This window comes from Corallococcus sp. M7, assembly GCF_054512695.1.
In genome coordinates, this window is sequence record NZ_CM137252.1 from 5,244,106 (window position 1) to 5,269,868 (window position 25,763).

At 70.3% G+C, this 25,763-nt stretch carries 21 protein-coding genes; 4 read left to right on the forward strand and 17 right to left on the reverse strand.

From position 1 onward, the window contains the following. Window positions 1-6: 6 nt before the first annotated feature. The 16 genes from ACX114_RS20895 to ACX114_RS20970 all read right to left on the reverse strand — a co-directional run bounded on the left by ACX114_RS20895 (window position 7) and on the right by ACX114_RS20970 (window position 20,386). Window positions 7-3,321, reverse strand: coding sequence for a glycoside hydrolase 5 family protein (locus ACX114_RS20895; protein WP_459287105.1), 3,315 nt, complete (start codon window positions 3,319-3,321; stop codon window positions 7-9). Beyond that, the gene (locus ACX114_RS20900) at window positions 3,318-4,688 is read right to left on the reverse strand and encodes a GH1 family beta-glucosidase (protein WP_459287107.1); all 1,371 of its coding nucleotides are present in this window, start codon (window positions 4,686-4,688) and stop codon (window positions 3,318-3,320) included. Before ACX114_RS20900 ends, ACX114_RS20895 begins: the two co-directional genes overlap by 4 nt. Then, a complete protein-coding gene (locus ACX114_RS20905) occupies window positions 4,669-5,664 on the reverse strand; it encodes an ABC transporter ATP-binding protein (RefSeq protein ID WP_459287109.1) in 996 nt (331 codons plus the stop codon). The genes ACX114_RS20900 and ACX114_RS20905 overlap by 20 nt, the downstream gene beginning before the upstream one ends. Continuing rightward, window positions 5,661-7,427, reverse strand: coding sequence for a dipeptide/oligopeptide/nickel ABC transporter permease/ATP-binding protein (locus ACX114_RS20910; protein ID WP_459287111.1), 1,767 nt, complete (start codon window positions 7,425-7,427; stop codon window positions 5,661-5,663). Before ACX114_RS20910 ends, ACX114_RS20905 begins: the two co-directional genes overlap by 4 nt. Continuing rightward, complete coding sequence (locus ACX114_RS20915; RefSeq protein WP_459287112.1) at window positions 7,420-8,403, reverse strand: ABC transporter permease; 984 nt, start codon at window positions 8,401-8,403, stop codon at window positions 7,420-7,422. The genes ACX114_RS20910 and ACX114_RS20915 overlap by 8 nt, the downstream gene beginning before the upstream one ends. A 2-nt stretch (window positions 8,404-8,405) precedes the next feature. Further along, window positions 8,406-10,049: an ABC transporter substrate-binding protein gene (locus tag ACX114_RS20920; RefSeq protein ID WP_459287114.1), complete on the reverse strand. Its 1,644-nt coding sequence runs from the start codon at window positions 10,047-10,049 to the stop codon at window positions 8,406-8,408. After that, window positions 10,046-10,801 carry a glycoside hydrolase family 16 protein gene (locus tag ACX114_RS20925; protein WP_459287116.1) on the reverse strand — a complete coding sequence of 252 codons (756 nt, stop codon included), beginning with the start codon at window positions 10,799-10,801 and terminating at the stop codon, window positions 10,046-10,048. The genes ACX114_RS20920 and ACX114_RS20925 overlap by 4 nt, the downstream gene beginning before the upstream one ends. A 104-nt stretch (window positions 10,802-10,905) precedes the next feature. Continuing rightward, on the reverse strand, window positions 10,906-12,135 hold the full coding sequence (locus tag ACX114_RS20930; RefSeq protein ID WP_459287118.1) for an ROK family transcriptional regulator: 1,230 nt from the start codon (window positions 12,133-12,135) through the stop codon (window positions 10,906-10,908). A 48-nt stretch (window positions 12,136-12,183) separates the two neighbouring features. After that, window positions 12,184-12,969, reverse strand: coding sequence for a hypothetical protein (locus ACX114_RS20935; RefSeq protein ID WP_459287120.1), 786 nt, complete (start codon window positions 12,967-12,969; stop codon window positions 12,184-12,186). Between the two features lie 392 nt (window positions 12,970-13,361). Continuing rightward, complete coding sequence (locus tag ACX114_RS20940; RefSeq protein ID WP_459287121.1) at window positions 13,362-13,712, reverse strand: hypothetical protein; 351 nt, start codon at window positions 13,710-13,712, stop codon at window positions 13,362-13,364. Window positions 13,713-13,720: 8 nt separating this feature from the next. Beyond that, window positions 13,721-14,089 carry a response regulator gene (locus tag ACX114_RS20945; RefSeq protein ID WP_459287123.1) on the reverse strand — a complete coding sequence of 123 codons (369 nt, stop codon included), beginning with the start codon at window positions 14,087-14,089 and terminating at the stop codon, window positions 13,721-13,723. Between the two features lie 2 nt (window positions 14,090-14,091). Further along, the gene (locus ACX114_RS20950; protein WP_459287124.1) at window positions 14,092-15,663 is read right to left on the reverse strand and encodes an ATPase domain-containing protein; all 1,572 of its coding nucleotides are present in this window, start codon (window positions 15,661-15,663) and stop codon (window positions 14,092-14,094) included. A 149-nt stretch (window positions 15,664-15,812) separates the two neighbouring features. Further along, window positions 15,813-16,592 carry a lysophospholipid acyltransferase family protein gene (locus ACX114_RS20955; RefSeq protein WP_459287126.1) on the reverse strand — a complete coding sequence of 260 codons (780 nt, stop codon included), beginning with the start codon at window positions 16,590-16,592 and terminating at the stop codon, window positions 15,813-15,815. Between the two features lie 28 nt (window positions 16,593-16,620). Then, a complete protein-coding gene (locus ACX114_RS20960) occupies window positions 16,621-17,406 on the reverse strand; it encodes an exodeoxyribonuclease III (RefSeq protein ID WP_459287128.1) in 786 nt (261 codons plus the stop codon). 87 nt (window positions 17,407-17,493) lie between these two features. After that, a complete protein-coding gene (locus ACX114_RS20965; RefSeq protein WP_459287130.1) occupies window positions 17,494-19,263 on the reverse strand; it encodes a lamin tail domain-containing protein in 1,770 nt (589 codons plus the stop codon). Window positions 19,264-19,423: 160 nt separating this feature from the next. Next, window positions 19,424-20,386, reverse strand: a complete 963-nt coding sequence (locus tag ACX114_RS20970) for an alpha/beta fold hydrolase (RefSeq protein ID WP_459287131.1) — start codon at window positions 20,384-20,386, stop codon at window positions 19,424-19,426. Between the two features lie 127 nt (window positions 20,387-20,513). Between ACX114_RS20970 and ACX114_RS20975 the strand changes: the two genes are divergently transcribed. Together ACX114_RS20975 and ACX114_RS20980 are read left to right on the forward strand one after the other, a co-directional pair. Continuing rightward, window positions 20,514-21,311, forward strand: coding sequence for a phytanoyl-CoA dioxygenase family protein (locus ACX114_RS20975; RefSeq protein WP_459287133.1), 798 nt, complete (start codon window positions 20,514-20,516; stop codon window positions 21,309-21,311). 20 nt (window positions 21,312-21,331) lie between these two features. Further along, on the forward strand, window positions 21,332-22,180 hold the full coding sequence (locus ACX114_RS20980; protein WP_459287135.1) for a WbqC family protein: 849 nt from the start codon (window positions 21,332-21,334) through the stop codon (window positions 22,178-22,180). On the opposite strand, the gene ACX114_RS20985 is transcribed toward ACX114_RS20980, so the two are convergent. Further along, window positions 22,120-23,595, reverse strand: coding sequence for an ATPase (locus ACX114_RS20985; protein ID WP_459287137.1), 1,476 nt, complete (start codon window positions 23,593-23,595; stop codon window positions 22,120-22,122). The genes ACX114_RS20980 and ACX114_RS20985 overlap by 61 nt on opposite strands. Before the next feature lie 54 nt (window positions 23,596-23,649). Between ACX114_RS20985 and ACX114_RS20990 the strand changes: the two genes are divergently transcribed. Then, window positions 23,650-23,793 (forward strand): hypothetical protein, encoded by a 144-nt coding sequence (locus ACX114_RS20990; RefSeq protein ID WP_459287138.1) that lies wholly within the window; start codon window positions 23,650-23,652, stop codon window positions 23,791-23,793. A gap of 279 nt (window positions 23,794-24,072) precedes the next feature. After that, window positions 24,073-25,734 (forward strand): acyl-CoA dehydrogenase family protein, encoded by a 1,662-nt coding sequence (locus ACX114_RS20995; RefSeq protein WP_459287140.1) that lies wholly within the window; start codon window positions 24,073-24,075, stop codon window positions 25,732-25,734. Window positions 25,735-25,763: the final 29 nt, after the last annotated feature.

Consider the following 25,763-nt stretch of genomic DNA (forward strand, 5'->3'; position numbering starts at 1 on the left):
GTTCCCTCAGAGAGAAAGGATGGCATACGCGCCCACCTCGTACTCGCGACCCTTCAGGCCCTCGGTGATGCCCCGCTCGTTGAGGCCCTCCGAGTACTCGTTCAGCATTCGCACCAGCCCGCGCAGACCGAAGCGCGTGGACACCGCGCCCAGCACCGGCTTCTTCAGGCCGTAGGACAGGTCCCCGCCCAGTTGCACCGGGTAGGTGAGGTTGAAGACGCGGTGGTAGTCGTACGGGCCCCAGTCGTTGAAGCGCAATTGGGCCGCGAGCAGCAGCGTGTCGTAGAGCGCGGAGCCGTCCAGGCCGAAGCGGTGGATCTGCCGGCTGTCCTCGCCGGAGGACTGCTGGCTGCCCACGTAGGCCGTGCCGTACAGGCGCAGGCGCTGGGTGGGGTTGCCCACCAGGCGCAGGGACGTCTCCCACTCGTCGCGGGCCACCGGCGCGCTGCCGAAGGCGATGGTGCTGCCGTCCGCGAGGATGGCGATGCCCGCGTCACGCGACGTGGGCTGGTGCCGGTAGACGATGTCCAGGCCCGCGGCGAAGGGCGCGTCCTCGCGCATGTCGCGGTCCCACGACCAGAACCAGGTGCCCGGCGTCGGGTCGAAGGTGATGAGCAGCTCGCCGCCCAGCGTCTCGCGGTTGTCCAGCACGCTGAACGAGTCCACCAGCACGCTGCGCGGCCGCACGCCCGCGTAGTACATGCCGGTGGCCGGATCGTATGCGTCCTGGATGGTGGGGTTCGGCCCGATGAGGGGCTTCTGGTACAGGACGTTGGGCGACACCTGGATGGAGCCGAACTGCAACGCCGCGCCCAGCTGGCCCGCGTAGTGGTTGCCTCGGCCGCTCTCGCGCAGGCTCCAGCCGGTGATGATGTTGCCCTGCTCCGGTCCGCTGTCCGCGACGAGGCCGCGGAAGGAGGACTGCACCAGCCAGCGCACCGGCCCCATGTCGTAGGTGAGCCGCGCCTTGGCGCCCAGCGTGTCCAGGAACTGCACCTTGTCCTGGAGCACGTCGTAGCCGCTGTTGAGGTAGCTGGGGCCGCCTTCCGGAGCGGCGCGCGTATAGGTGAACGTCTCGCCAATGCGCTGGGGCGCGGAGAGCAGGCCGCCCACGTCCAGCACCAGCTTGCCGGTGGCGTACTGGAAGTTGAGCGCCGTCCTGCGCGCGATGCGCTCACGCACCACGGAGGCCGTGGAGGACGACGAGCCCTGCGCCAGGTCCTCCTGGTGCACCAGCGTCACGTTCACCGGGCCCACGTTGTCGCGGTACTTCGCCACCACGGAGGGGTTGGCGCCCCAGTACAGCTCCGGGCCAATGGCGACCTTCAATCCGTCGATGGCCTTCTTGCCGCTGAACACCACGCCGAACGGCGCGTTGCCGTGGTAGATGTCGATGTTCGGCCCGTAGTTCGCCTCGCGGTAGAGGTTGAAGAAGTCACCCTCCTCGCCCCAGTGGTAGTGGCCGGTGCGGTAGTAGCCTTCCAGCGCGAAGTCCGAGCGGTCGAACTTGAACTCCGCCTGGTACAGCGCGAAGCGATCCAGCGGCGACTGCTCGCGCGCCGGGGCGCCCGGGCCCACGGGGACCTGGCCCGTGCCAGGCGTGGAGGGCGTGCCGCGGTTCTCGTAGAACAGGTTGTTGAGCCGGTTCTGCGCCACGTTGCCCACGACGTTGAACGACGCGCGGCCGTAGACGCCGCTGGCCGGCTGCAACGCCAGGTCGAAGAAGATGGATTCGGTGTGGTCCGCGGAGCTCTGGTTGGGCCGCGTCGTCGCGATGCTTCCGCGCGACAGCGAGCTGTCCAACAGCAGCCGCAGGTTGGACACCCGCACCGCGCTGAGCTCCTCCGTGCGCGCCAGCGCCACGGACGACGTGTAGCCGCTGGTGAGCGCGGACGGACGGATGCCCGCGAAGTAGTCGCGGATGACGTCCGGGTTCGTGGTCGTCGCGTACGGGTCCAGGCGGAACACGGCCTGGAGGACGTAGTAGGCCGTGCGCGGCTGGATGCCGCTGATGCCGTTGGAGTCCGGCGGGCCCAGGGCCGCGATGCCGAACCACTCCTCGTTCATGTTGTTCTGGCCGGGGACGAAGTCGGCCGCGTAGCCGCCGTTGGGCCACGTCGCGGTGGTGTCGTGGATGGACAGGTTGGACTCCTGGCCGTGCTTCCACCAGCCGTCCACCCACTGGAACACGAAGCCGCCAATGGCCGTGCCGGACAGCCCCTGGCCATAGCCCTCCAAGTAGATCTGCTCCCACTGCGTGCGCAGGTACTCCGCCTGCGCCACGTGGTCCTCACGGCCCGCGCGGGCGTCGTAGGCGTCCGCGCCGAACTCACTGAAGAACACCGGCTTGTTGAGCTTGGCCTTCACCTCCGCGAACAGGTCGCGCGCGGTGGGGCCGCGGTAGACGTTCGTGCCCAGCACGTCCAGGTCCTGGCAGTGCTTGGCGATGAGATCGATGTACTGGAGGTCGCCGTTGGCGATGGACACGGGGTGGTTCGTGTCCCGCTTCTTCACCGTGCGGGCCGCCTCGCCGTAGAGCGTGTAGAGCGACTCCGCGCGGGCGGCGTCCTCCTGGCCCGGCAGGGCTTCGATCTCGAACGACGTCCAGTGCAGGCCGTAGTTGTTCTCATTGCCCAACAGCCACATGAGCACGCCGGGCACGTCCCGGTAGATCTCCACCTTCTCGGCCAACGCGCCGAGGATGGCCTTGCGGTGCTCCGGGTTCGAGTAGTCGATGTTGACGACCATGACCCCATTCACCGGGTGGCCATAGCGTCCCATCAGCGGGTTGAGCAGCGTGTGGATGCCGTAGTTCCGGTAGATGTACTCGACCCAGACCGGCGGGATGTCGTCGAACTGGCGGATGGCGTTGAAGCCCGCGTCGCGGAGCATCCCCATCTCCTTGGCCAGCACCTGCTTGATGAAGTCCTCCGGCTGCGTCCAGAGCGAGTACCGGTAGTTCTCACCAATGGGCGTGTAGCCCCAGTTCACGCCGTGGACGGGGAAGTCCTTGCCGTCCACCTGGAGCTTGAAGCCGCGCTCGTCGTGGATCACCCGCGTCACCGTCGTGCGCTTCGCGTCCGAGGCCACGACAGGCGGGGGCGCGGGAGTCGCCGGAGCCGCGATGGGGGCATCCGCGGGCGCGGGCGCCTGCGGCTCGGGCGTCTGCCCCGGCACGGGCGCGGCGGCGTCCACGGGGCCGGCGGAGGGCGGCTGCGCGGCGGGCGGCGACTGGAGGGGCGAGCCCGCTCCGGACACCTGGGCCCAGGCCTGGGTGCCGCCGCACAACGCCAGACACGTCGTCAGGAAGAGCCTTTTCAAGCGGCCTGCTCCACGTCCAGCCCGTTCTGGGCCACGACATCGCGATAGAGATGGGCGCTGTCCTTCGGGATGCGCTGCTGGGTGGCGTAGTCCACCCACACCAGGCCGAAGCGCTTGGTGTACCCGTAGGCCCACTCGAAGTTGTCCAGCAGCGACCACGCGAAGTAACCCGCCAGCTTCACGCCCTGCGCGATGGCGTCACTGCACGCCTCCAGGTGCCCGCGCAGGTACTCCACGCGCTGCACGTCGTGCACGCGGCCGTCCGCGCTGGGGGCCGTGGAGTACGCGCAGCCGTTCTCCGTGATGTAGATGGGGCCCGGCTTGTATTCCGTTTCCAGATGGACCAGCAGGCGCGTGAGCGAGGCCGGGCACACCTCCCAGTCCATGTCCGTCTTGTCCGGGCGCACGAACACGGTGCGCGGCGCGTTCTGCTCCTCCGGGATGCGGTTGCTGCGCAGGACGGCGCGCGAATAGAAGTTCACGCCCAGGAAGTCGGTGGGCGTGGCGATGGTCTCCAGGTCGCCGGGCTGGATGAAGTCCAGGTCCGGGGACGCGATGCGGCCCGCCTTCACGTGGTCTTCAATCACGTCCTTCGGATAGCCCCGGCCGTAGAGCGGCTCCAGGAACCAGCGGTTGAAGCCGCCGTCGAAGTCGCGCGTGGCGTCCGCGTCCTCCGGGCTGGGCGACGCGGGCTCGCCCGGCGTGAGGTTGAGGGTGATGCCCACCTCCGCGTTCTTCACGTTGGCGCGCAGCACCTTCGTCGCGTTGCCGTGCGACACGAGCAGCGTGTGCGCCGCGGCCAGCATCTTGGACCAGTCCTTGTGGCCCGGGGCGTGCTCGCCATTGCCGTAGCCCAGGTAGCTGATGCACCAGGGCTCGTTGTGGGTGATCCACCGGCTCACGCGGTCGCCCAGGGCGCGGCTGATGACGTCCGCGTACTCCACGAAGGCGTCACCGGTGGCGCGCGCGGGCCAGCCGCCCTGGTCCTCCAGCACCTGCGGCAGGTCCCAGTGGTAGAGCGTGACGAAGGGCTCGATGCCCGCGCCCAGGAGTGAGTCGACCAGGCGCGAGTAGAAGTCCACGCCCGCGCTGTTCACCCGGCCGCGGCCATCCGGGAGGATGCGCGGCCACGCGATGGAGAAGCGGTAGGACTTCAGCCCCATCCAGCGCATCAGTTCGATGTCCTCCGGCCAGCGGCGGTAGTGCTCACAGGCCACCGAGCCGTCGGACTTGTCTTGGATCTTCCCCGGGGTGGCGGCGAAGCGGTCCCAGATGGACTCGCCACGGCCGTCCACGCGGGTGGCGCCCTCGATCTGATACGCGGAGGTGGCCACTCCCCAGAGGAAGTCAGGAGGAAACTGACGCATCGGCGGTAACTCCTTTCGGAACTTCAAGGTGGCAGCGGACGAGGTGATTCGCGGCCGGGAGGACGTCGGGAGGCGTGAGGGTGGAGCAGCGCGGCTCGGACACCGGGCAGCGCGGAGCGAAGGGGCAGCCCACGAGCGGCGGAGACCCCGTGGCGGGGCGCACCGGCAGCGCGGCCTGGAGGAAGTCGTCCCCATCCGGCACCGCGGACAGGAGCAGCTTCGTGTACGGGTGGCGCGGCTGGCGCAGCACCTCGTCCGCCCTGCCCGCCTCCACCACCGTGCCCGCGTAGAGCACGAGGATGCGGTCGGCCAGGTGGCGCGCGCTCGCCAGGTCGTGGGTGATGAACAGGATGCCGATGCCGCGCTCCTGCGTGAGGCCGCGGAGCAGTTGCAGCACGCCCTTGCGCGTGGACACGTCCAGCATGGACGTGGGCTCGTCCGCGATGATGACCTGCGGCTCCACCGCCAGGGCGCGCGCCACCGCCACGCGCTGGCGCTGGCCGCCGGACAGCTCATGCGGGTAGCGCTTCGCGAAGGCCTCCGCGGGCGTCAGGCCCACGGACTCCAACAGGGACAGCACCTTCGTGCGCAGGCCCGACTTCGGCACCCGGCCGTGGCGCACGAGCGGCCGCTCCAGGTGGTAGGCCACCGTGTGCACGGGGTTGAGGGACGCGAACGGATCCTGGAACACCATCTGCACGCGGCCCCGGTAGTCGAGTGACGCCTGCGCGCTTCCATCCGCCAGCACGTCGCGCCCGGCGAGCCGCAACTGCCCCGCGTCCGGCATGTCCAGCCGGGCCAGGAGCCGCGCCAGCGTGGACTTGCCACTGCCGGACTCGCCCACCAGCGCGACGATCTCGCCCGGCTGGAGGGAGAAGGACACGCCCTTGAGGATGGGCTTGCGCTCACGGGAGAAGAAGCCGCCCGCCAGGTAGCTGCGGGTGAGCCCTTCCGCCTCCAGGAGGGGTGCGCTCATCGGTGACCTCCGGTGATGGCGGCGACACGCGTGGACGGCCGGGACACGGACAGCTCCGGCGCCTGCTGCACCGGCTGCGGCACGGCGTCCTTCGCGGACAGGTGCGGGAACGACGACAGCAGGAGCTGCGTGTACGGGTGGCGGGCCCCGGCGCGCAGGTTGGCGGACGTGTCCACCTCCACCAGCTTGCCGCCCTGGAGCACGCCCACGCGGTCCGACAGCGCGAGCAGCAGCGGCAGGTCATGCGTGATGAAGAGCATGGCGAAGCCCAGCCGCTGCTTGAGCTCCACCATGCGCTGGAGCAGCTCCTTCTGCACCACGACGTCCAGCGCCGTGGTGGGCTCGTCCATGATGACCAGCCGGGGCTCCAGGGCCAGGGCCAGCGCGATGCCCACGCGCTGCCGCATGCCGCCGGAGAGCTGGTGCGGCCACGCCGTCACCAGATCCGGCGACAGGCCCACCATGCCCAGCAGCTCCCGAGCGCGGGCGTAGGACGCGGCGCGCGACACGCGGCCGTGCGCCGCGAGCGTGTCGTGGAACTGCTCGCCCAGCGTGAGCACCGGGTTGAGCGCGCTCATGGCGCTCTGGAACACCATGGACACCTGGCGCCAGCGGAACGCGCGCAGGGCCGGGCCCTCCAGCGCGGCGACGTCCATGCCGTTGAAGAGGATGCGCCCCTGCGTGACGCGCGCGGAGGAAGGCAACAGGCCCAGCAGCGCGGAGCCGATGGTGGACTTGCCGCTGCCGGACTCACCCGCCAGGCCGAACACCTCACCGGGCGCCACGTCGAAGGACACCGAGTCCACCACGCGGGAGGCGCCCTTCTCCGTCGCGTAGTCGATGCACAGGTCCTGCACGCGCAAGAGCACGCCCGGCACCGGCTTCTCCAGGTGCGCGCGCGGGGCGGAGCTCGCGGGCAGCGCCGTCGGCTTGTGCACGCGCAGCGCGGGGTTGGTCATCTCGTCGATGGCGGAGCTCAGCAGCGTGAGCGCGAAGCCCACGAGCGCGATGCACAGGCCCGTGGGGACGAAGATCCACCAGGAGCGCGTGAGCAGCGCCGCGTCGTTGCCGGCCCAGTAGAGGTTGGTGCCCCAGGTCACCGCGCTCACGTCGCCCAGGCCCAGGAACTCCAGGCCCACCTGCGCGCCCACGGCATAGAGCGTGTTCCCAATGAACGACGAGCCCAGCAGCGACGCCATGTTGGGCAACAGCTCCCGCGACACGATGCGCGAGTGGCTCTCCCCCGTCACCACCGCCGCGGACACGAAGTCGCGCCCGCGCAGGGCCAGCGACTCCGCGCGGAACACGCGCGCGTTCCAGGCCCAGCCCGCCACGGTCAGCACCGCCACCATGCGCAGCGGGCCGGACGGCAGGTACGCGCCCAGCACGATGGCCAGCGGCATGCCGGGGATGACGAGGAACACGTTGGTGGTGAGCGACAGCACGTCGTCCACGCGGCGGCCCAGGTAGCCGGAGGTGATGCCCACCAGCGCGCCAATCAGCGTCACGAGCGCGCCCACCGCGAAGCCCACCGCCAGCGTCTCTCGCGCGCCCACCACCGTCTGCGCGAGCACGTCCTGGCCCTGGCCGGTGGTGCCGAACCAGTGCGCCGCGTTGGGTGGCTGGTGCGGCCGGCCCACCAGCTCTGTGGGGTCCATCACGAAGAAGGGCCCCACCACCGCGAGCAGGAGGAAGAACAAGAGCAGGCTTCCGCCCACCGCCGCCTTCCGGTGGCGGGCGAGCCTTCGCAGGAAGTCACGCATGGGCGCGGGTCCTCGGGTCCAACCAGAGGCAGATGAGGTCCACGGCGAAGTTCGCCGCGAGCACCGCCAGGGTGATGACCAGGAAGAGCCCCTGCATCAGCGGGTAGTCCTGGTTGCGCACCGCGAGGATGAGCAGGTAGCCCGTGCCCGGATAGGAGAAGACGATCTCCGTGAGCAGCGAGCCGGACAGGACGAAGCCCACCGCCATGCCGAAGCTGGTGACGTTGGGCAGCAGCGCGTTGCGCGCGGCATAGCGCAGCATCACCTGCCGGGGAGGAAGGCCCCGCGCGTGCGCCAGGCGGATGGAGTCCGTGCCCAGCGTGGCCACCATCGTGTTGCGCATGCCCAGCATCCACCCGCCCAGCGTGGCCACCACGATGGAGGACGCGGGCAGCACCGCGTGGCGGGCGACATCCGCGGCGAACGCGAACGACAGCCCGGGCTCCATGTCGTGCCCGTAGGCGTGGCGCAGCGGGAACCACCCCAGCACGAAGCCGAAGAGGTACAGCGCCAGCATGGCCAGCCAGAAGTACGGGAAGGCCCCCAGGAACGCGAGCGCCGGAGCCAGCCCCGAGTCCAGCCACCCGCCCCGGTTCCACGCGGCGAGCACGCCCAGGAAGGACCCGACGACGAAGCTGATGATGACCGCCACGCCGGCCAGCCCCACCGTCCACATCAGGCCCGTGCCGATGACCTCCGACACGCGCGCGGGGAAGTAGGCGTAGGACATGCCCAGGTCGCCCTGCACCAGGTGCTTCAGGTAGGTGAAGTACTGGGCGTAAAGCGGCGCGTCCGTGAAGCCGAAGGCGGCCTTCAGCGCGCCCATGGCCTCCGGCGCGACCTTGCCCTCGAAGCGCGCGAACATGGCCGCGGCCGGGTCACCGGGGGCCAGGCGCGGAATCACGAAGTTGAGCGTGAGCGAGGCCCACGCGGCGATGAGGTAGAAGCCCAGTCGCCGGAGGATGTAGCGGCCCATGGTCAGCGCTCCCTCGGGGACAGCCGCGTCAGCACCAGCAGGCTGTCGGGCTCCGCGTGCGGCGCGAGCCGCGCGTAGGGGTTCTGCTCGGTGGGGAAGCCCGTGAAGCGCGAGGAGTTGGACTCGCCCCAGGACGGGTTGGGGAACAGGGGAATCGCGGGCGCGGTGGCGGAGAAGCGCTGCTGCACCTGGGACATCAGCGCGTGCTGCTCCTCCGGCGTGCCGGCGCGCTCGAAGCGCACGAGCAGTTCATCCGCCTGCGCGTCGCCCATGCGGTGCCAGTTGGCCGCGGCCACCTCGCCCACTGGCCGCACCGTGCGCGGCGACAGCAGCCACTTGTAGAAGTTGTACGGCGTGGTCCCGTCCAGCGACCAGGAGATGGCCAGCTGGAACTCGCCCTTCTGCAGGCGCGTGAACCAGGTGCCGAACTCGTACGTCTTGAGCGTCACGCCGATGCCCAGCTTGCGCAGGTCGCGGCCCACCACCTGCCCCGCCCGCACCCAGTCCGACCACCCGCTCACGACCTCCAGGTCCAGCGCGAAGGGCTGCCCGTCCTTGAGGCGCCGCATCCCGTCCGCGCCGCGCGTGAGGCCCGCCTCGTCCAGGAGCTTGTTGGCCGCGTCCAGGTCGTAGTGCGTCCACGCGTCCTTCGCGACCTCCGCGTCCTTCCAGCCGGTGTACGCGTCGTTGAGGGCGGTGGCGTCCGCGGGGCGGGTGTAGCCATACATGGCCACCTCCACCAGTCGGTCGCGGTCCAGCGCCATGCTCAGCGCCTTGCGCACGCGCACGTCATCCAGCGGCGGGCGCGTGGTGTTGGGATAGAGGAAAACGGTGCTGCCGTAGAGCGGGAACCAGCGCGCGTGGTGCGCGGGATCCCGCGACACGAAGGTGCGGTCCACGGCCGGCACGAAGTTGCCCGCCCAGTCCACCTCCCCCTCCACGAGCGCCATGTTGGCCTGGTCGTTGGTGGGGAACGCGAGGAAGCGCAGCGCGGACACCGCGGGCTTGCCGGGCTGCCAGTAGTGCGGGTTCCTGCCCAGCTCGTAGACCTGGTTGCGGAACAGCGTCACCTGGGTGAAGGGCCCGGTGGCCACCGGCTCCGGGTTGGTGAACGTCACCGGGTCCGCGACGTCCTTCCACACGTGCTGGGGCACGATGATCTGATGCGCCAGGTCGCTGAAGCCGGGCAGGTACACGCGCGAGAAGCTGAAGGCGACGGTGCCCTTACCCTCCGCCTTCACGTCCGTGAGGAAGCGCCACACGCCGCCCGCGTCCAGCGCCGCATGCTGCTTGAGCAGGTGGAAGGTGAAGACGACGTCGTCCGCGGTGAAGGGCTTGCCGTCGGACCAGAGGACGCCGTCGCGAAGGGTGAAGCGCAGCGTGAGCTGGTCCTCCGACCACGCGTGGCCGGTGGCGAGCCAGGGCACCCACTGGCCCTGCGCGGAGCTGAAGATCTCCATGCACTCGTACACGCCCGCCCGGGTGGGCCAGCGCGCACCGGCGCCCGCGAACAGCGGGTTGAAGTTGCGCACCCACGCGCTCTGCTGCTCCACGGAGACGAACAGCACGCCCGGCGGCCGGGGGCGCGGCTCGGACGAGCACGCCACCAGCAGTGCCAGCGGCAGGAGCGCGCGGGCGAACCTCACTGCGCGGCCCTTTCGTAGACGCGCACGTAGTCCACCTTCATCGTCTGCGGAAACACCGTCTTGGCGTCCGGCGGCCCCACGAACGAGCCGCCCACCGCGATGTTCAGGATGATGAAGTGCGGATGGTCGTAGACCCACTTCCGGCCGGACGGCAGGCTCTTCGGAGTCACTTCGAAGAAGACGGTGTCGTCGACGATGAAGCGCAGGAGCTCCGGCTCCCACTCCACCGCGTAGAGGTGGAAGTCCTCGGCGAGCGGCGGCCCTGAGACGGCGTGCTGGCGGCCAATGTTCGAGCCACCGGAGTAGCCCGGCCCGTGCACCGCGCTGCTCACCACGGAGGGGATCTGCCCCTTGTGCTCCATGATGTCGATCTCGCCGCACGCCGGCCAGCCGACGGAGTCCACGTCCGCGCCCAGCAGCCAGAACGCCGGCCAGATGCCCCGGCCCGTGGGCAGCTTGATGCGCGCCTCGATGCGGCCGTAGGCCTTGGAGTAGCGGTTCTTCGTCGTCAGGCGCGCGGATGTGTAGTCATTGCCGCCGTAGCGCTCCTTGCGCGCGATGATGGCCAGGTGGCCCTCGCCGTCCAGCTGCGCGTTCTCCGCCCGCGCGGTGTTGTACTCGTACTGGCCGTTGCCCCACCCGTCCCCGCCCACGTCCGGGACCCAGTTCTCCTTCGAGGGCAGCGAGCCCGCCGGACCGTCGAACTCGTCCTGCCAGACGATCTCCCAGCCCGTCCCCGGCTGCTCCGTCACGGGCTTGGGTTGCTCGTTTTGCTTGTTATCCAGACCTGCTGCCGGATCACACGAAGCCATTCCCAGGCCCGAGAGGGCCAGGGCGAGGACAAGACGGCGCGAAGTCATGCACTTCTCCCGACGTTCTGCGTGGGAAAGAGGGAGCGGTCGCGCAGCGCCGCCTGGAGCACCAGGGTGGCCGCGCCCACGGCGATGGCCCGCTCTCCCAGCACCGACGTGACGATGCGCGTCTCCGCCATGGAGACGGACAGGGCGCGCTGCCGCACGGACGCGCGCAAGGGGTCGAGCAGCATCTCGCCCACGGAGGAGATCTCCCCGCCCAGCACGACGATGGCGGGGTTCAGCAGGTTGAGCAGGCCGCCCACGGCGATGCCCAGGTAGGCGCCCATGCCGTCGATGATCTGCTTCGCGGCGGCGTCACCCGTGCGGGCGCCCTCCACCAGGTCGCGCACAGTGGGCGCCTTGCCACGGCCACGGGTGCCCATGAGTTCGCGCGCGCGCTCGGTGAGCGCCGTGGAGCCAATGAGGGTGACGAGGCAGCCCCTCAGGCCGCAGACACAGAGCGGCCCGTTGGAGTCCACCGGGATGTGGCCGATCTCACCGGCCGTTCCGCCGGCACCCCGGTACACGTCGCCGTGGATGATGTGGCCCGCGCCGATACCGGTGGCGAGCTTGATGTACGTGAGGTCCTCGCCGCCGGAGCCCGCGCCCCAGAAGCACTCCGACAGCGCGCCGAGGTTCGCGTCGTTGTCCACGAACACCGGCATGTCGAAGGTGGTCTCGAACCACTCCTTCACGTCCACGTGCTTCCACGCGGGGAGGATGAGGGGGGACATCTTGCCCGGGGCCGCCGGGTGCACGGGGCTGGGCACGGCCACCCCCATGCCGACGACGGAGCGGCGCGGGACGCGCTCGGCGTCCAGGCACTCCTGGACCAGCTCCTTCGCCTTCTGCAGCGAGCCTTCCGGATCGCCGCGCACCGCGTGGCTCGCCTTGCTCTGCGTGCGCACGCGGCCGCGGAGGTCCGTGAGGACGACGGTGACGTGGGAGGCGCCCAGTTCGACGCCCACCAGGCTGAACGCTTCGTCGCAGAAGCCGATGAGCGTGGGACGGCGGCCTCCGCGGGAGACCCCGGCGCCGATGCTGCGCACCAGGTCCGCCTGCTCCAGGTCCGCGACGATGGCGGAGACGGTCGACGGGCTGAGCTCCGTGCGCCGGGCGATCTCCGCCCGGGAGATCTGACGCTCGCGCCAGATCATGTTGAGCAGCAGGCCGCTGTTCTGCGCGCGCATGCCCGCCGCATCGACCGTCAACACCGCCGTTCCCGCTTTCATCGTCCGCTCACGTTCCTGGTTGGGCGCACCGGGCGCTCAGGGAGGGGTTTACTTCCACTGGATGTCGTCGATGTAGAACACGAACGGCGTGTCGTGGCCTCCAGCGGACCAACCGAAGCCCGCCGCCACGTCGGCGTAGCGGATCTTGCTGATGTCGAGCGTGTACTGGGTGGGCGTCGTGGTCAGCACGGCGGAGGGGTTGAGCTTCTTCTCGAAGCCGTCCTGGGAGTCAGGGCCGTAGCCGACGAAGAAGTCGACGGTCTCTCCGCCCTTCTCGCTCCAGGCGTAGAAGGTCACGGACTTCGCGCCGTCCGGCACCAGGAAGCCCGGCGTGCTGGTCTTGCCCCAGTTGCCTTCCGGGTACTGCCAGAAGATGCCCGCCCAGCCATTGCCACCCTTCGTATAGGTGAACTTGTGGCACGTCCCCAGGCCCGAGCCCGGACGGGGCGTGGCGCAGACCGGCTCGTCGACGAGCAGGCCCTCGGTCGAGCCGTCACCCATGTAGCCGCTGGCCGCCCAGGTGCCGTCCACCGCCAGGGGCAGCGTCGTCTGGGTGCCCGCGTCCACGCCAGCGTCCGTCTCCGTGCCCGCGTCGGTGTTCGTCCCGGCGTCCGTGTTGGTACCGGCGTCCGTGTTGGTGCCCGCGTCGGTGTTCGTCCCGGCGTCGGTGTTGGTGCCGGCGTCCGTGTTGGTGCCCGCGTCCGTCTTGGTGCCGGCGTCGCTCTGGGTGCCCGGCGTGGGGTCATCTTCGGGGTCACACGCGCCCACGAGCCCCGAGAGCGCGAAAACTCCAACGGCCGTCAACGTCCACGCGAAACGCCTGGTGCGAAGCATGAATCCCCTCCGGGTTGTCTTGCTGGGATGACTTCGTTCTTACGGCGAAGAAATACGAACCTGCTGAAAGCCGCCGCCCGCATGCTGCGCCGCGTCACCCACGCCGACATACGCCAGAGGAGAAACCGCCGTCTCCCGCCGCCGGGGCCCCTGCCACCTGGAGCCGCCCCGCGTCCCCGCCCACCGCGAACATGCGAGTTCGTTCGATTGACGAAGAAATACCAGCCCCCTTTACCCATTTGCAAGCAGCCGAGAACACGCTTCGTGCGGTCAATCTGTTGATGCAGTGCGCCGTTCCCGGCGACGGGGGACCGCACCGCGCCAGGATGCGCGGGGGTCGACCTCAAAGCAGAGAGCCCCGGGAGCTGCCGTACGCAGTTCCAGGGACTCGCCTACGCCGACATGATCATCCAGTAGCGATGGACGAGTTGGAAGAAGCCCTGCCAGCACCAGAGCAGTAGCAGTGGCAGGACCCAGACCGTGCCCTGCCTCAACCAGCGACGGGCCAGGACGACCAGGACCGGCCAGAACAAGAGCCCGCCCACCAGGAATGGCATGGTGAGCGCTGGCAACGTGGTGGCCGTTCCGCCCACGGTGATCGCGACTGGAGCAAGCACGAGCGCGTTCAAGACGTCGTGCACGGGCGGAGGGCTGTCCGCCGTGAGGAAATCACCCGCGATGCCCAGGGCCGCCCCCAGCACGACACACGCGATGAGCCATGCCCATGCGATTGAACGCCTCACGCAGGCCTTCAGTGCGCCAGCGGCGGCGGACCGATCATGCGCCGGACGATGGCGAGCAGTTGCTCGATGTCGAAGGGCTTGGGCAGGAAGCCCGCGCAGGGCAGGTGCTGCCAGAAGTCCGGCGGGCTGGCGCTCATCATCACCACCGGGACGTCGCGCAGGGCCGGGTCCTTGTGCATGGACTCCAGAACCCCCGGCCCGTTGAGCACCGGCATCATGTAGTCGAGCAGCACCATCGACGGGCGCTCCTGGCGCATCCGCTCCAGGGCCTCGCGGCCGTTGAGCGCCGTGACCGTGCGGTAGCCTTCGTCGGACAAGAGGTCCCGGACGGCCTCCACGATGCCGAACTCGTCGTCGACGATGAGGACGGGCCCCATGGTCAGCTGCCTCGGCGCTTGCGGACGTTGCGGCGCGGCTTCGACGGTGCCGCCGCCCTGGCGGTGGACCTGTTACCCGCGTGCGGCTTGCGGCGCGGCTTCGGCAACGGGGTCGGCTCCGGAGTCCGCGTGCGCGCGAGCCCCGTCATCAACATCTGCCCTTCCGCGAAGGGCTCGCCGACCTTGAGTCCCCTGCCCGTGATCTCCAGCTCGCGCAGGGCGGGATCGTAGGCGCTGTTGCGGACCTTGAGCGCCGCGATGAAGCGGCGCAGCCCGGAGTGCAGCTCCACCATGCGCAGGAACAGGATGTTCTCCGCCACCATGGAGATGCCCTTGAGCGGGAAGCGCACCTCCGGTCCGAAGGCGGCGGTGGCCTCCGCGGTGTAGATGAGTGTCACCTCGCGCACCCGGCACTCGTTGACGAGCGCCGCCAGGAAGCGCGCCACCCGCGTGTTGCGAGTGGAGGCGCGGCGGAGCGCTTCGTAGCCGTCCAGGAAGACGCGGCGCACCCGGCCGCTGCGGACGATGGTCAGCAGCTCCGTGCCCAGCTTGTCGAGGATGTTCTCCGTGGGCGGCCGGAAGCTCACCTCCAGGTCCCCGCGCTCCATCAGGGGCTGCAGGTGCAGGCCCACGCCCGCCGCCTGCGCGAGCATCCGCTCCGGCGCGTCGTAGAAGGCGAAGTAGTGGCCGCGCTCCCCCCGGCGTGCGCCTTCCGCCAGGAAGCTCAGGCCCAGCAGCGTCTTGCCGCTACCCGGGGGCCCCAGGAGGATGGTGGTGGAGCCCGAGGGAACGCCGCCCTTGAGCATCGTGTCCAGGCCGGCCACGCCGAAGGCGTCGCGCTCGCGCCGCCCCGCGCCGGGCACCAGGTTGCCGTCCACCATGGATTCCAGGCGGGGATAGACGGTGAGCCCGTCCGCGGTGATCTCGAAGCCGTGCTGCCCCAGCTTGTACGCGCTGCCCCGGAACTTGCGCACGCTCAGCTCGCGCAGGGTGCGCACGCCGAAGGTCCGCTGCTGGAGCAGCAGCAGGCCATCCACCATGGTGTGCTCGGCGCGCAGGCCCTTGTCGCCCCCGGTGGTGAGCACCACCGTGGTGCAGCCGATGAGGCCCGTCACGACCTGGAGGCCGTGGATGAACTTCTTGAGCGCCTGCCGCGACGGCGCCAGCTCCTCCGCCGCCAGCAGCCCGTCCAGCACGAGCAGCGAGGCCTTGTGCGCCTTGATCTCCTTGCGCACCAGTTCCGCGAGCGCGTCCAGCCCGCCCTGCTCCAGGATGGTGAAGGCGCTCAGGTAGCTGATCTTCCCCGGCACGCAGGCCGGGTCGAAGAACGACAGCGTCTGGAGGTTGCTCACCAGCTCCGTGTGCGACTCGGCCAGGAGCGTGAGGTAGAGGACCCGGTGGCCCTGGGCCGCCTGGTGGAAGCAGATCTGGTTGGCGAGGATGGTCTTGCCCGCGCCCGGCAGGCCCAGGACCATGTACATGCGGCCCTTGCGCAGGCCGCCGCACAGCACGGTGTCCAGGCCGGGAATGCCCGTGGACACCCGCTGCTCTTCACGTGCACCACCCAGCGTCATCACACGCTTCCTTCCCGGGCGCCATGCGCCAAGCCGGAGCGCGAGGAGCGGCCCCGAGGGGACTCCATAGTCCAGCCTCCGCGTGAAGGCTCAACAATCTGGAGTGCGTGCGTTCCTGGACGACACGCGGGCCACGGCCCGCTGGCCGCTCAGCGGGCGGCGTTGGCGTCCGTCGCCGGCACGGGGGACGCGCCTCCCGTCAACGGCTTGAGCGACGCGCGCAGGGCTTCAATCTGCGCGCGCGCCTGGTTCTTGAGCGACTCCACGTCGTCCAGGGTCATCCCCTTGGTGGAGATGGGCGTGCCCACCGTCACCAGCCCGCGCGACGTGGCGAAGCGCCACGAGTGCTTGGGCAGCGCGAGCCGCGTGCCGCTCACCGCCAGGGGCAGCACGTCCGCCTGGTTCTCGATGGCGAGCCGGAAGGCGCCGTCCTTGAAGGGCAGCAGCTCGTCCGTCTTGGAGCGGGTGCCCTCCGGGAAGATCATCACCGGCATCCCCTTGTCCAGCCACTGCTTGCAGCGCGCCATCGCGCCGGTGGCCGAGTCGCGGTCGCCGCGCTCCACCGGGACGTCCCCGGCGATGCTCATCATCCAGCCCACCACGGGCACCTTGAAGAGGCTGCGCTTGCCCAGCCACTTCATCTCCCACGGCAGGAAGGAGATGAGGAAGCAGTCCGCGTTGGATTCGTGGTTGCTCACCACCACGGTGTTGGGCGCCACGCGGTCCGGCACGTTCCCATGTACGCCGAAGCGCCAGAAGGGCGTGAGCTTCGCGGCGGTGACGCCCACCACGCGGAAGCAACGGCCCACCACGTAGCGGCGCTTGTCGAAGAGGAACGTGACGAGGAGCAGGAAGAGCTGGACGAAGAAGCCCACCAGGGCGACGAGGGCCACCTCGAGCCAGGTCCAGATGGAGAGCAGTGCGTTCATGAGAAGTGTCCCTTGGGCATGAGGGGGTTCAAGCGAGGACCGCGGGATCCAGGTCCACGCTCACCGGGCAGTGATCCGACCCGTGGACGTCCGAGTGCACGGCCGCCTTCTTCACGAAGGCGAGCGCCGCGGGGGTGGCGAGCACGTAGTCGATGCGCCAGCCGATGTTCTTCTCGCGCACGCCGGCGCGCTGGCTCCACCAGGAGTAGTGGCCACCACCGGAGTTGAAGTGGCGGAAGGTGTCCACCCAGCCCGCGCGGATCCACCGGTCGAACTCCGCGCGCTCCTCCGGGCGGAAGCCGCTCGTCTCGCGGTTCTCGCGCGGGCGCGCCAGGTCGATGTCCTGGTGGGCGGTGTTGAAGTCCCCCATCACCAGCACGCGCTGGTTGTCGCGCAGCGGCTTCTCCAGGCGCGCGAAGAGCCGGCGGTAGAAGTCCAGCTTGAAGGGGATGCGGGAGAGGTCCCGGTCCTTCCCGTTGCCGTTGGGGAAGTAGCCGTTGACCACGGTGAGCTTGCCGAAGCGGGCGAACTGGAGGCGGCCCTCCGCGTCCATCTCCGGCGCGTCCAGGGTGGTGGTGAGCTCTTCCGGTTCGTGGCGGCTGAAGAGGCCCACGCCGCTGTAGCCGGGGCGCTCCGCGGCCACGAAGTGGGTCTTCCAACGGCGGGGGGCGCGCACCTCCGCGGGGAGCTGCTCCACGCGGGCGCGCACCTCCTGCAGCCCCACGATGTCCGCCCGGGCCTTGGACAGCCACGGGAGGAAGCCCTTGCGGTGGATGGAGCGCAGACCGTTGACGTTCCAGGAGACGACTCGCACGCCCCCGCTTATGGCGAAAGCGCGCGGGTATTTCCAGCCCCCACCGTTCCTGGACGGACGGTGGGGGCCGTTCTACTGCTCAGTGCGTCAAGGCGTTTCCGTGCCGCTCGCCTTGTTCTGCGGGTTGCGCGTGGTGCGCAGGATGAAGTCCGCGCTGTTCACGTTGGTGTCGTAGCTGTTGCCCTTCGCCGCGTCCGAGCCACCCTCCATCGTGGCCGCGGACGAGCCGGCGTTGGCCTTGCGCTCGATGCTGCCGTTGTTCGCGATGGTCCCGGTGACGGGGCTCTTGCCCTCCGCCGAGTCCGCCGTGCCGCCGAAGCCCACCGTGTCCACCGCGTTCGCGTCACCCGGAGTGGTGCCCATCGCCGCGGACCCGATGCGGACGTGGCCCGCGGAGGCGCTCATGGCGAAGGTGGTGCCCCAGCTCTGGTCGGTGGTGACCGTGCCCACGTAGTCCCGGTTGGTCAGCAGGAAGTAGCCGTGGGCCGCGATGCGAGCGGTGTTCGGCAGCGTGAAGGAACCGCTGTAGGTGGCGCCGGTGGCGCTCTTGTACTGGAGCTTCCAGCCGCCGATGTTCACCTCCGCGTTCGTCGGGTTGTAGAGCTCCACGAACTCATCGCCCGCGCCGCCGGGGCCACCGCCCGCGACCTCGCTGATGACGACGTGGTTCGTCGTGGGGGCGGCGGTGACCTGCGCCTGGGCGGACACGGACTGGCCGTTGAGCGTGGCCACGATGGTGCCCGTGGAGCCGACCGCGCCAGCGGTGAAGGTGAACTTGGCGGAGATCTCGTTGGCCGGCACCGTCACGGTGGCCGGCACGGAGCCCACGTTGCCCGTCGTGGACAGCGCGATGGACGTGGCCTCCGCGGCCGGGATGTCGAGCGTCACGGTGACGTTGGCCGTCTGACCGGAGGACAGGGACACCGTCTCCGGCGACAGGAACGCCAGCGAGGCCGCTTCCGTCGCGCCGAGCACGCGCACGGTGGCGGTGCGCGAGTCCGCGCCCAGCGTGGCCGTCAGCGTCGCCTTGGCGGAGCCCGCCGCGGAGTCCGCCGTCACGACGACCGGCGCGGAGCGCGAGCCCGCGGGCACCGTCACCTGGCCGTTGTTCGCGATGACGATGGAGGGGCTGGACGAGGTGACCTGGACCACGACGTCCGTGGTGGCCTCGGCGCTCAGCGACACCGCGAGCGGCTCCGGAATCGTCTCACCCGTGGTGCCCGAGCGCGCGAAGACCGCGGCCGGCTCCAGCGCGCTGAGCGTCGCCGTGGTGCCCGCATCGGTGCCCGCGTCCGAACCCGTGCCCGCGTCCGGAGCCGGGCCGCCGTCGATGGCGCCGCCATCCGTGCCCGCGTCCGTCTCCGTCCCGGCGTCCGTGCCCGCGTCAATGGTGCCCGCGTCCGTCTCGGTGCCGGCATCCGTCTCCGTGCCCGCGTCCGTACCCGCGTCGACCGGGCCAGAGCCGCCGTCCGTCTCCGTGCCCGCGTCCGTCTCCGTGCCCGCGTCGGTGGCCGTCCCGGCGTCCGTCTCCGTGCCCGCGTCGGTGGCCGTGCCCGCGTCCGTCTCGGTGCCGGCGTCCGTCTCGGTGCCCGCGTCCGTCTCGGTGCCCGCGTCGGTCTCCGTGCCCGCGTCAGTGCCGGCGTCCGTGTTGGTGCCTGCGTCGGTCGTGGGCGTGGTCACCTGACAGCTGTTGTTGCAGCGGTCGCCTTCGACGCGGTTGCCGTCGTCGCACGCTTCGCCACTCTCGATGATGCCGTTGCCGCAGACAGGGTTCTTGTCGTCATCACCACCGCACGCCGACAAGACCAACAGCACCGCTGACAAAGGGACCAGCAGGTGCCGGGAAGACCAGGACATGGAGACTCCGTGTTGAGTACTGAGCCTCCTCACAAACCACAAAATTACAGGCCGACGCAAACCCCTCCCGGTGACTTCTGGCCCACGGACATGGAACCCTTGGGGTCACCGGATTCTCAAGACCTGGCAGTGCGGATGGGTCATCCGGACCGGCCCGGCCTCAGCCTGGAGTCCCGGGGGTTTGCGTGGAGGTTGAATCCGCCAATCCATGCGCATCCAGGAAGCCCCGAACGGACTGGGCGATCTCCGTCCCGGCCTCCAGGAGGCCCGCGTGGCCGGCGTCATCCACCTGGAGCCAGTGGGCCTGGGGCAGCGCGCGGTGCAACCGCTGCACTTCCGACAGGGGCACGAGGACGTCGTTGCTCGCGGCGATGATCAGCACGGGCACCCGGATGGTCGGGAGGACGTCCCAGGCGTGGCCCTCCGTGAGGCCTCGCAGCGTGCGCCAATAGGCCTGCGGACTCATGTGGTAGAGCGCGTCGAGGAACTCGGCGATGTCCTCGCGCGGAGCCCGGGGCCGCAGCGCGCCCACGGCCCTCGCCAGCGGATCCGCCAGCGGAGTCGCGAGGAAGGCCTTCACCGCGGGCGCCACCACCGGCACCCAGGGCGTTCCGGCGGCCAGCATCCCCTTCGCGGCGGACAACGCAATGCGGGATCCCCAGCGCGGATCCGCCGAGCCCGGCACGCCCGGCGTCCCCGCGATGAGCGTCATGGACGGCACCAGGTCCGGCCGGCGGCGGTACAGCTCCAGCAGGATGCGCACGCCCATGGAAAAGGCGATGTGGTGCGGAGGCCGGCCGTCGCCGCGCGCCATGGCCGCCTCGGTGACGCGCTCCAGGTCGTCCACGTGCACCTGGACGCGGTAGTCGTTGTCGCGCGACTCCTCGCTCATGCCGTGGCCGCGGTAGTCCCAGTGCACCACGCGGTGGTCCTGCTCCAGGTCGGCGACGATGTGGCGCCAGAAATTCTCCGACGTGCCAATGCCGTTGGTCAGCAGCACCGTGGGGCGGTCCGCGAGCGCTGCGTCGCGGCCTTCCTCCGGCATGCCCGAGCTGTGGGTGTGGACCGCCACCCGGGTGCCATCCGGGGCGGAGACGAGGTGCGTGGCGCGACGGTAGGGCATCCCCGCCCACCATGCGGCCGGGCAGGCGTGGGTGCAAGGGCGGACAGCCCCTCTCACGAGGGCGCCCTCCCCTGTCCGCACAAGGCCGGGCTGGACGCGCCCGGGCCTCCAGGCAATGGTGCGCGCGATGCTCAGCGAGGAGGCGGAAGGGTTGGACGTGGCGGCCGTGCTCGCCCACTACGAGGCGCACGGCTTCGCGCGCCTGGGCCGCGTGCTGGACGACGCGGGCGTGGAGTCCCTGCGCGAGCGGGCGGACGACCTGATGCTCGGCCGCGTGGTGTACCCGGGGATGTTCTTCCAACCGGACGCCGCCACCGGCCGCTACGAGGACGCGCCCCTGGGGCTGGGCTGGCAGGGCCCGTCCCTGGACTACCGCAAGCTGGAGAAGCTGGAGAAGGATCCGCGCTTCCTCGCGTGGCTGGAGAACCCGCTGTTCGAGCGGATCGCCCGCGCGCGCATCCCCGGCGACATCGTCCTGTACCGCGCCATCCTCTTCCACAAGGGCCCGGCGGGCGGCAGCAACCTGCCCTTCCATCAGGACGGCGGAAAGCTGTGGGGCCTCACGCGCGAGCCGGACCTTCAAATCTGGACCGCGCTGGACGACGCGCCGGAGGGCGGCGGTTGCCTCGAGGTGATTCCGGGCAGCCACCGCGCGGGACTGGTGACGGCGCTGGGCGGCGTGATTCCGCCGGACCGCGTGGAGGCGGCGGACGCGGAGGCCCATGTGGTGTCCCTGCCGGTGCGGGCCGGGGAGGCGCTGCTCGTGCACAACCACGTCTGGCACCGCTCCGGGCGCGGCCGGCCCGGACAGCGGCGGCGCGCGTTCTCCGCCTGCTACATGAGCGCGGAGACCACCTGCGTGCGCAAGAAGAAGGCCCCGCGCGTGTTCCCTCCGGTGTTCCGTCACCCGGTGCGCGGCGGCTGAAAGGCCCTATCATCCGGAGCGTGTCCGGACACCCTGGAGTCCTCGTCGCCGAGCAGCCCCACTACCTGCCGTGGGTGGACTTCTACGAGCAGGTGGCCCGCGCCGGCACGCTGGTGGTGCTGGACGACGTGCAGTGGCTGAGGCGCGGATGGCAGCGCCGCACGCGCGTCGCCCTGCCCCACGGCGTGCCCACGCCGCCCCCGTCCGAGCCGGGCTTCCAGTGGCTGTCCATCCCGCTGGAGGATCCGCACCGCGACACGCGCATCCGCGACCTGGCGATTGACTCGAGCCAGCCCTGGGCGCGCAAACATCTCCAGGCGCTGGTGACGCTCTACGGAGGCCGGCCCCACTTCCGCGCGCAGGTGCTGCCGCTGGTGGAGCCCTTCTACGACGCCGCCGCGCGCGAGTCCGGCCCGGGGTCGCTGTTGCGCGTGCTCCTGTCCAGCATGGCGCTGTTCTACGCGCCGCTGGGCTTGGAGCCGAACCTGGTGCTGTCCTCCACGCTGGAGCGCCGGGGCGAGGACAAGACGCAGCGGCTGGTGGAGTACTGCCTCCAGACGGGCGCGCACACGTACTACTCGGGGACGGGCTCCACGGTGTACCTGAAGCCGGAGCGCTTCCGCGCGGTGGACGTGCGCCTGTTGTGGCAGCGCTTCCGCCACCCGGACTACGCGCAGGGGCGCGAGGGGCGCTTCGTGACGGGGCTGTCCATGGTGGACGTGCTGGCCAACGTGCCCGTGGAGACGGTGCGCACGTGGCTCCAGCCGTCGCCGTGGGGGCCGTTCGCGGGGGACGGCCCCCAGCCGCTTCAGCCCGCGGACGCCGAGGTGGGCGAGGACGTCTGGGGCTTGTCGAAGCGCACGAAGTAGCTGCGCACGGCGGAGTCGAGCAGCGCGGGATCCAGGCGCGGGGCCGCCCCCTGGTAATGCGCCATGTCGATGACCTGATCCAACAGGTCGCGAGGCTGGCACGCGGCGAAGGGCCGGTTGTGCGGGCGGTAGTGCTCGTCGATGAGGTAGTCCACGGCGCGCGCGTCGTAGGGCACACCGCGCTTCCTGCACATCACCTGGAAGATCTCGTGGAACTGCTCCTCGTCCGGGCGCTGCACCTCCAGCTTGTAGCGGACGCGGCGCAAGAAGGCGTCGTCCACGAGGGCGCTGGGATCCAGGTTGGTGGAGAAGGCGGCGAACACGTCGAAGGGCACCTGGATCTTCTTGCCGGTATGGAGCGTGAGGATGTCCACGTCGCTCTCCAGCGGGACGATCCACCGGTTGAGAAGATCCTTCGGGGACACCTTCTGGCGGCCGAAGTCGTCGATGAGGAGCATCCCGTTGGATGCCTTCATCTGGAACGGCGCCTCGTAGTACTTCACCTCCGGGGTGTAGACGAGGTCGAGCATCTCCAGCGTGAGCTCACCGCCCACCACCACCAGCGGCCGGCGGCAGCGCACCCAGCGGCGGTCGTACGAGGGCGCGCCGGGCTCGTCCTCCACCGCGCGGTGGATGTTCGCGTCGAACATCTTCACCACGAAGTCGTCGATGAGCACCGCGTGCGGGACGAAGATGTCCCCCTCGTAGCAGTTGACCATGCCCTGGCAGATGGCCGTCTTGCCGTTGCCCGGAGGGCCGTAGAAGAAGATGGCGCGTCCGGAGTTCATCGCCGGGCCGATGCCGTCGAAGATGTAGTCGCGGATGATCAGGTCGCCGAACTTGTCCTGCATGCGCTGGCGGGTGATGCGGTTGCCGCGCACGGTCTGCTGCTTCACGGCCGCGACCCATTCGTTGAACGGCACGGGCGCCGGGCCGTTGTAGCGGTTGCGGTCCAGGATCTGCCGCAGCACGTCGGTCACGAAGGTCGTGAGCTGGTAGATCATCGTGGAGCGGCCCACGCCGGACGCGCCACCGCCACGGATGTCGATGTACTTCTGGCGGCGCAGTCCCTCGATGACCTCGTCCACCAGCGCGGTGGGCAGTTGCAGGCGCGTGGCCACGTCCATGCCGCGCATTTCACCCGCGAAGAAGATGGCCTTGAGGACCAATTCCTCCACGAACGTGGTGTTGAGGCCGGCCTCCTGGAGCGTCTTCGGCTGCGCGGGCCAGAAGCGGTTCGTCGCCGGGGCATCCGCCGCTTCACCGCGACGGAAGCCGCGCCGCTCCGGGCCCACGTAGCCCTGCTGCGGTGCCGCCGCCGAACCGCGACGGTCGGGCGCTCCGGGAGCCGCGCCACGGCGGTCCGCCTCCGGGGGAGGACCGCGGCGCTCCGCCTCCGGACCGCGGCGCTCCATGCCAGGGGCCGCGCGACGGTCAGGATCCTGCGGAGGAGGCGGCCGGGGGGAGCGGTGCGCCGCTCCGTCTGGACGTCGAGCATCTCCTCGTTGAAGGGCGGCGGCGCGCCCGGCGGGGCCACGCCAGCGGACTGCGCGGGCGGCACGCGGGGGCGCGGCATCGGATCGAAGATGACGGAGGGCAGCGGCGCGGGTTGAGCAGCCCTGGAGCGGGTGGGCTCCGTCCGCTGCTCTCCGCCCAGGGGCATGCCGGCGGTGGTGGGCGAGCGCGGCCGGGGAGGTGCGGACAGGACGGGGTTCGCCGTCGCGGCGGGCGTCTCCAGCGGAGTGATGCTGCGATTCTCGTCCTGCTCGGCGTCGAGGGAAGACGAACCTGGGCCAGGGGGGGGCCTGCGGGGAAAGTCAGCCATCACGGCTCCGGCGGGAGGGGGACGCCACTGTACCCCACCGTCGTGTCAGCGGTGTTAACTTCGGGCCATGAGCTTCTTCCAGGCGCCCCCCGGTCTTGGCAACCAGTACGACGACGACACGTTCTTCCAGAGCTACCTCGCCCGCACCCTTCCGGAGGAAATGTTCCGCTCGCTCCAGGATGACTTCCGCGAGCTGGGGGAGCTGGGAGGCAAGTACTTCTACGAGTTCCAGCAGCGCGACCGGCTGAACGAGCCCGTGCTCACGCAGTGGAGCCCGTGGGGTCAGCGCATCGACCACATCGAGGTGACACCGCTGTGGAAGGAGGCGGAGGCGCTGACGGCGAAGAAGGGCCTGATCGCGGTCGCCTATGAGCAGAAGAACGGCGCGCTCAGCCGCGTGCACCAGTTCGCGCTGAACTACCTGGTGCAGCCGTCGCTGGACGTCTACTCGTGTCCGCTGGCGATGACGGACGGCGCGGCGCGGTCGCTCCTGTCGCTGGGCAACCAGGCGCTCATCGACCACGCCCTGCCCCGCCTGACGTCGCGTGATCCGGCGACGTTCTGGACGTCGGGCCAGTGGATGACGGAGCGCACGGGCGGCTCGGACGTGGGCCTGACGCTGACGGAGGCGCGGCAGTCCCCCGAGGGCTGGCGGCTGTACGGCACGAAGTGGTTCACGTCCGCGACGACGGCGCAGATGGCGCTGACGCTGGCGCGCCCCACGGGCAACGGCCCCGGTGGCAAGGGGCTGGCGCTCTTCTTCGTGGAGACGCGGGACGCGCAGGGCCGGCTCAATGGCATCCAGATCAACCGGCTGAAGGACAAGCTGGGCACACGCAAGGTGCCCACCGCGGAGCTGACGCTGGACGGGACGCTGGCGGTGCCGGTGGCGGGGCTGACGGACGGCATCCGCAACATGGCGATGATGCTGAACGTGACGCGCACCTGGAACGCGATGGGCGCCACGTGGAGCATGCGCCGCGCGATGGCGCTGGCGCACGACTACGCGAAGCGCCGGGTGCAGTTCGGCGCGCCGCTGTCGGAGAAGCCGCTGCACATGGACACGCTGGCGGGGCTGGAGGCGGAGTTCCAGGCGGGCTTCCTGCTGGCGTTCCGCGGCGTGGAGCTGTTGGGCAAGCTGGAGACGCGCACGGCGACGGAGCAGGAGCTCTTGTTGCAGCGGCTGGTGACGCCGCTGGCGAAGCTGACCACGGGCCGGCAGGTGGTGCACATCACGTCGGAGGTGACGGAGTCCTTCGGCGGCGCGGGCTACGTGGAGGACACGGGCCTGCCGCGCATCCAGGCGGACGCGCAGGTGCTGTCCATCTGGGAGGGCACGACGAACGTGCTGTCGCTGGACTCGCTGCGCGCGCTGGCGAAGGAAGGCACGCTGGAGGCGTTCTTCCACGAGGTGGAGGGCCGCCTGTCGAAGGTGACGGACGCGGGCCTGCGGCCGTGCGTGAAGACGGCGCACGACGCGCTGGAGCACGCGCGGGCCTGGGTGTCCGGCGCGATGGCGAACCCCACCACGATGGAGGCCGGAGCGCGGCGCTTCTCCCTGACGCTGGGGCGCACGCTGGAATTGGCGCTGCTCAGCGAGCACGCGCAGTGGTGCCTGGAGCACGGGCACGGCCCGCGCAGCCGGGCGGCGGCGCGGCGCTTCCGGCAGAACGGCGTGGACCTCATCCAGGATGAAATCGACCTGGATGACTCGCGGCTGTTGGGCTGAGCATCGCGGCAGGTGCATGCGGCGGGCGC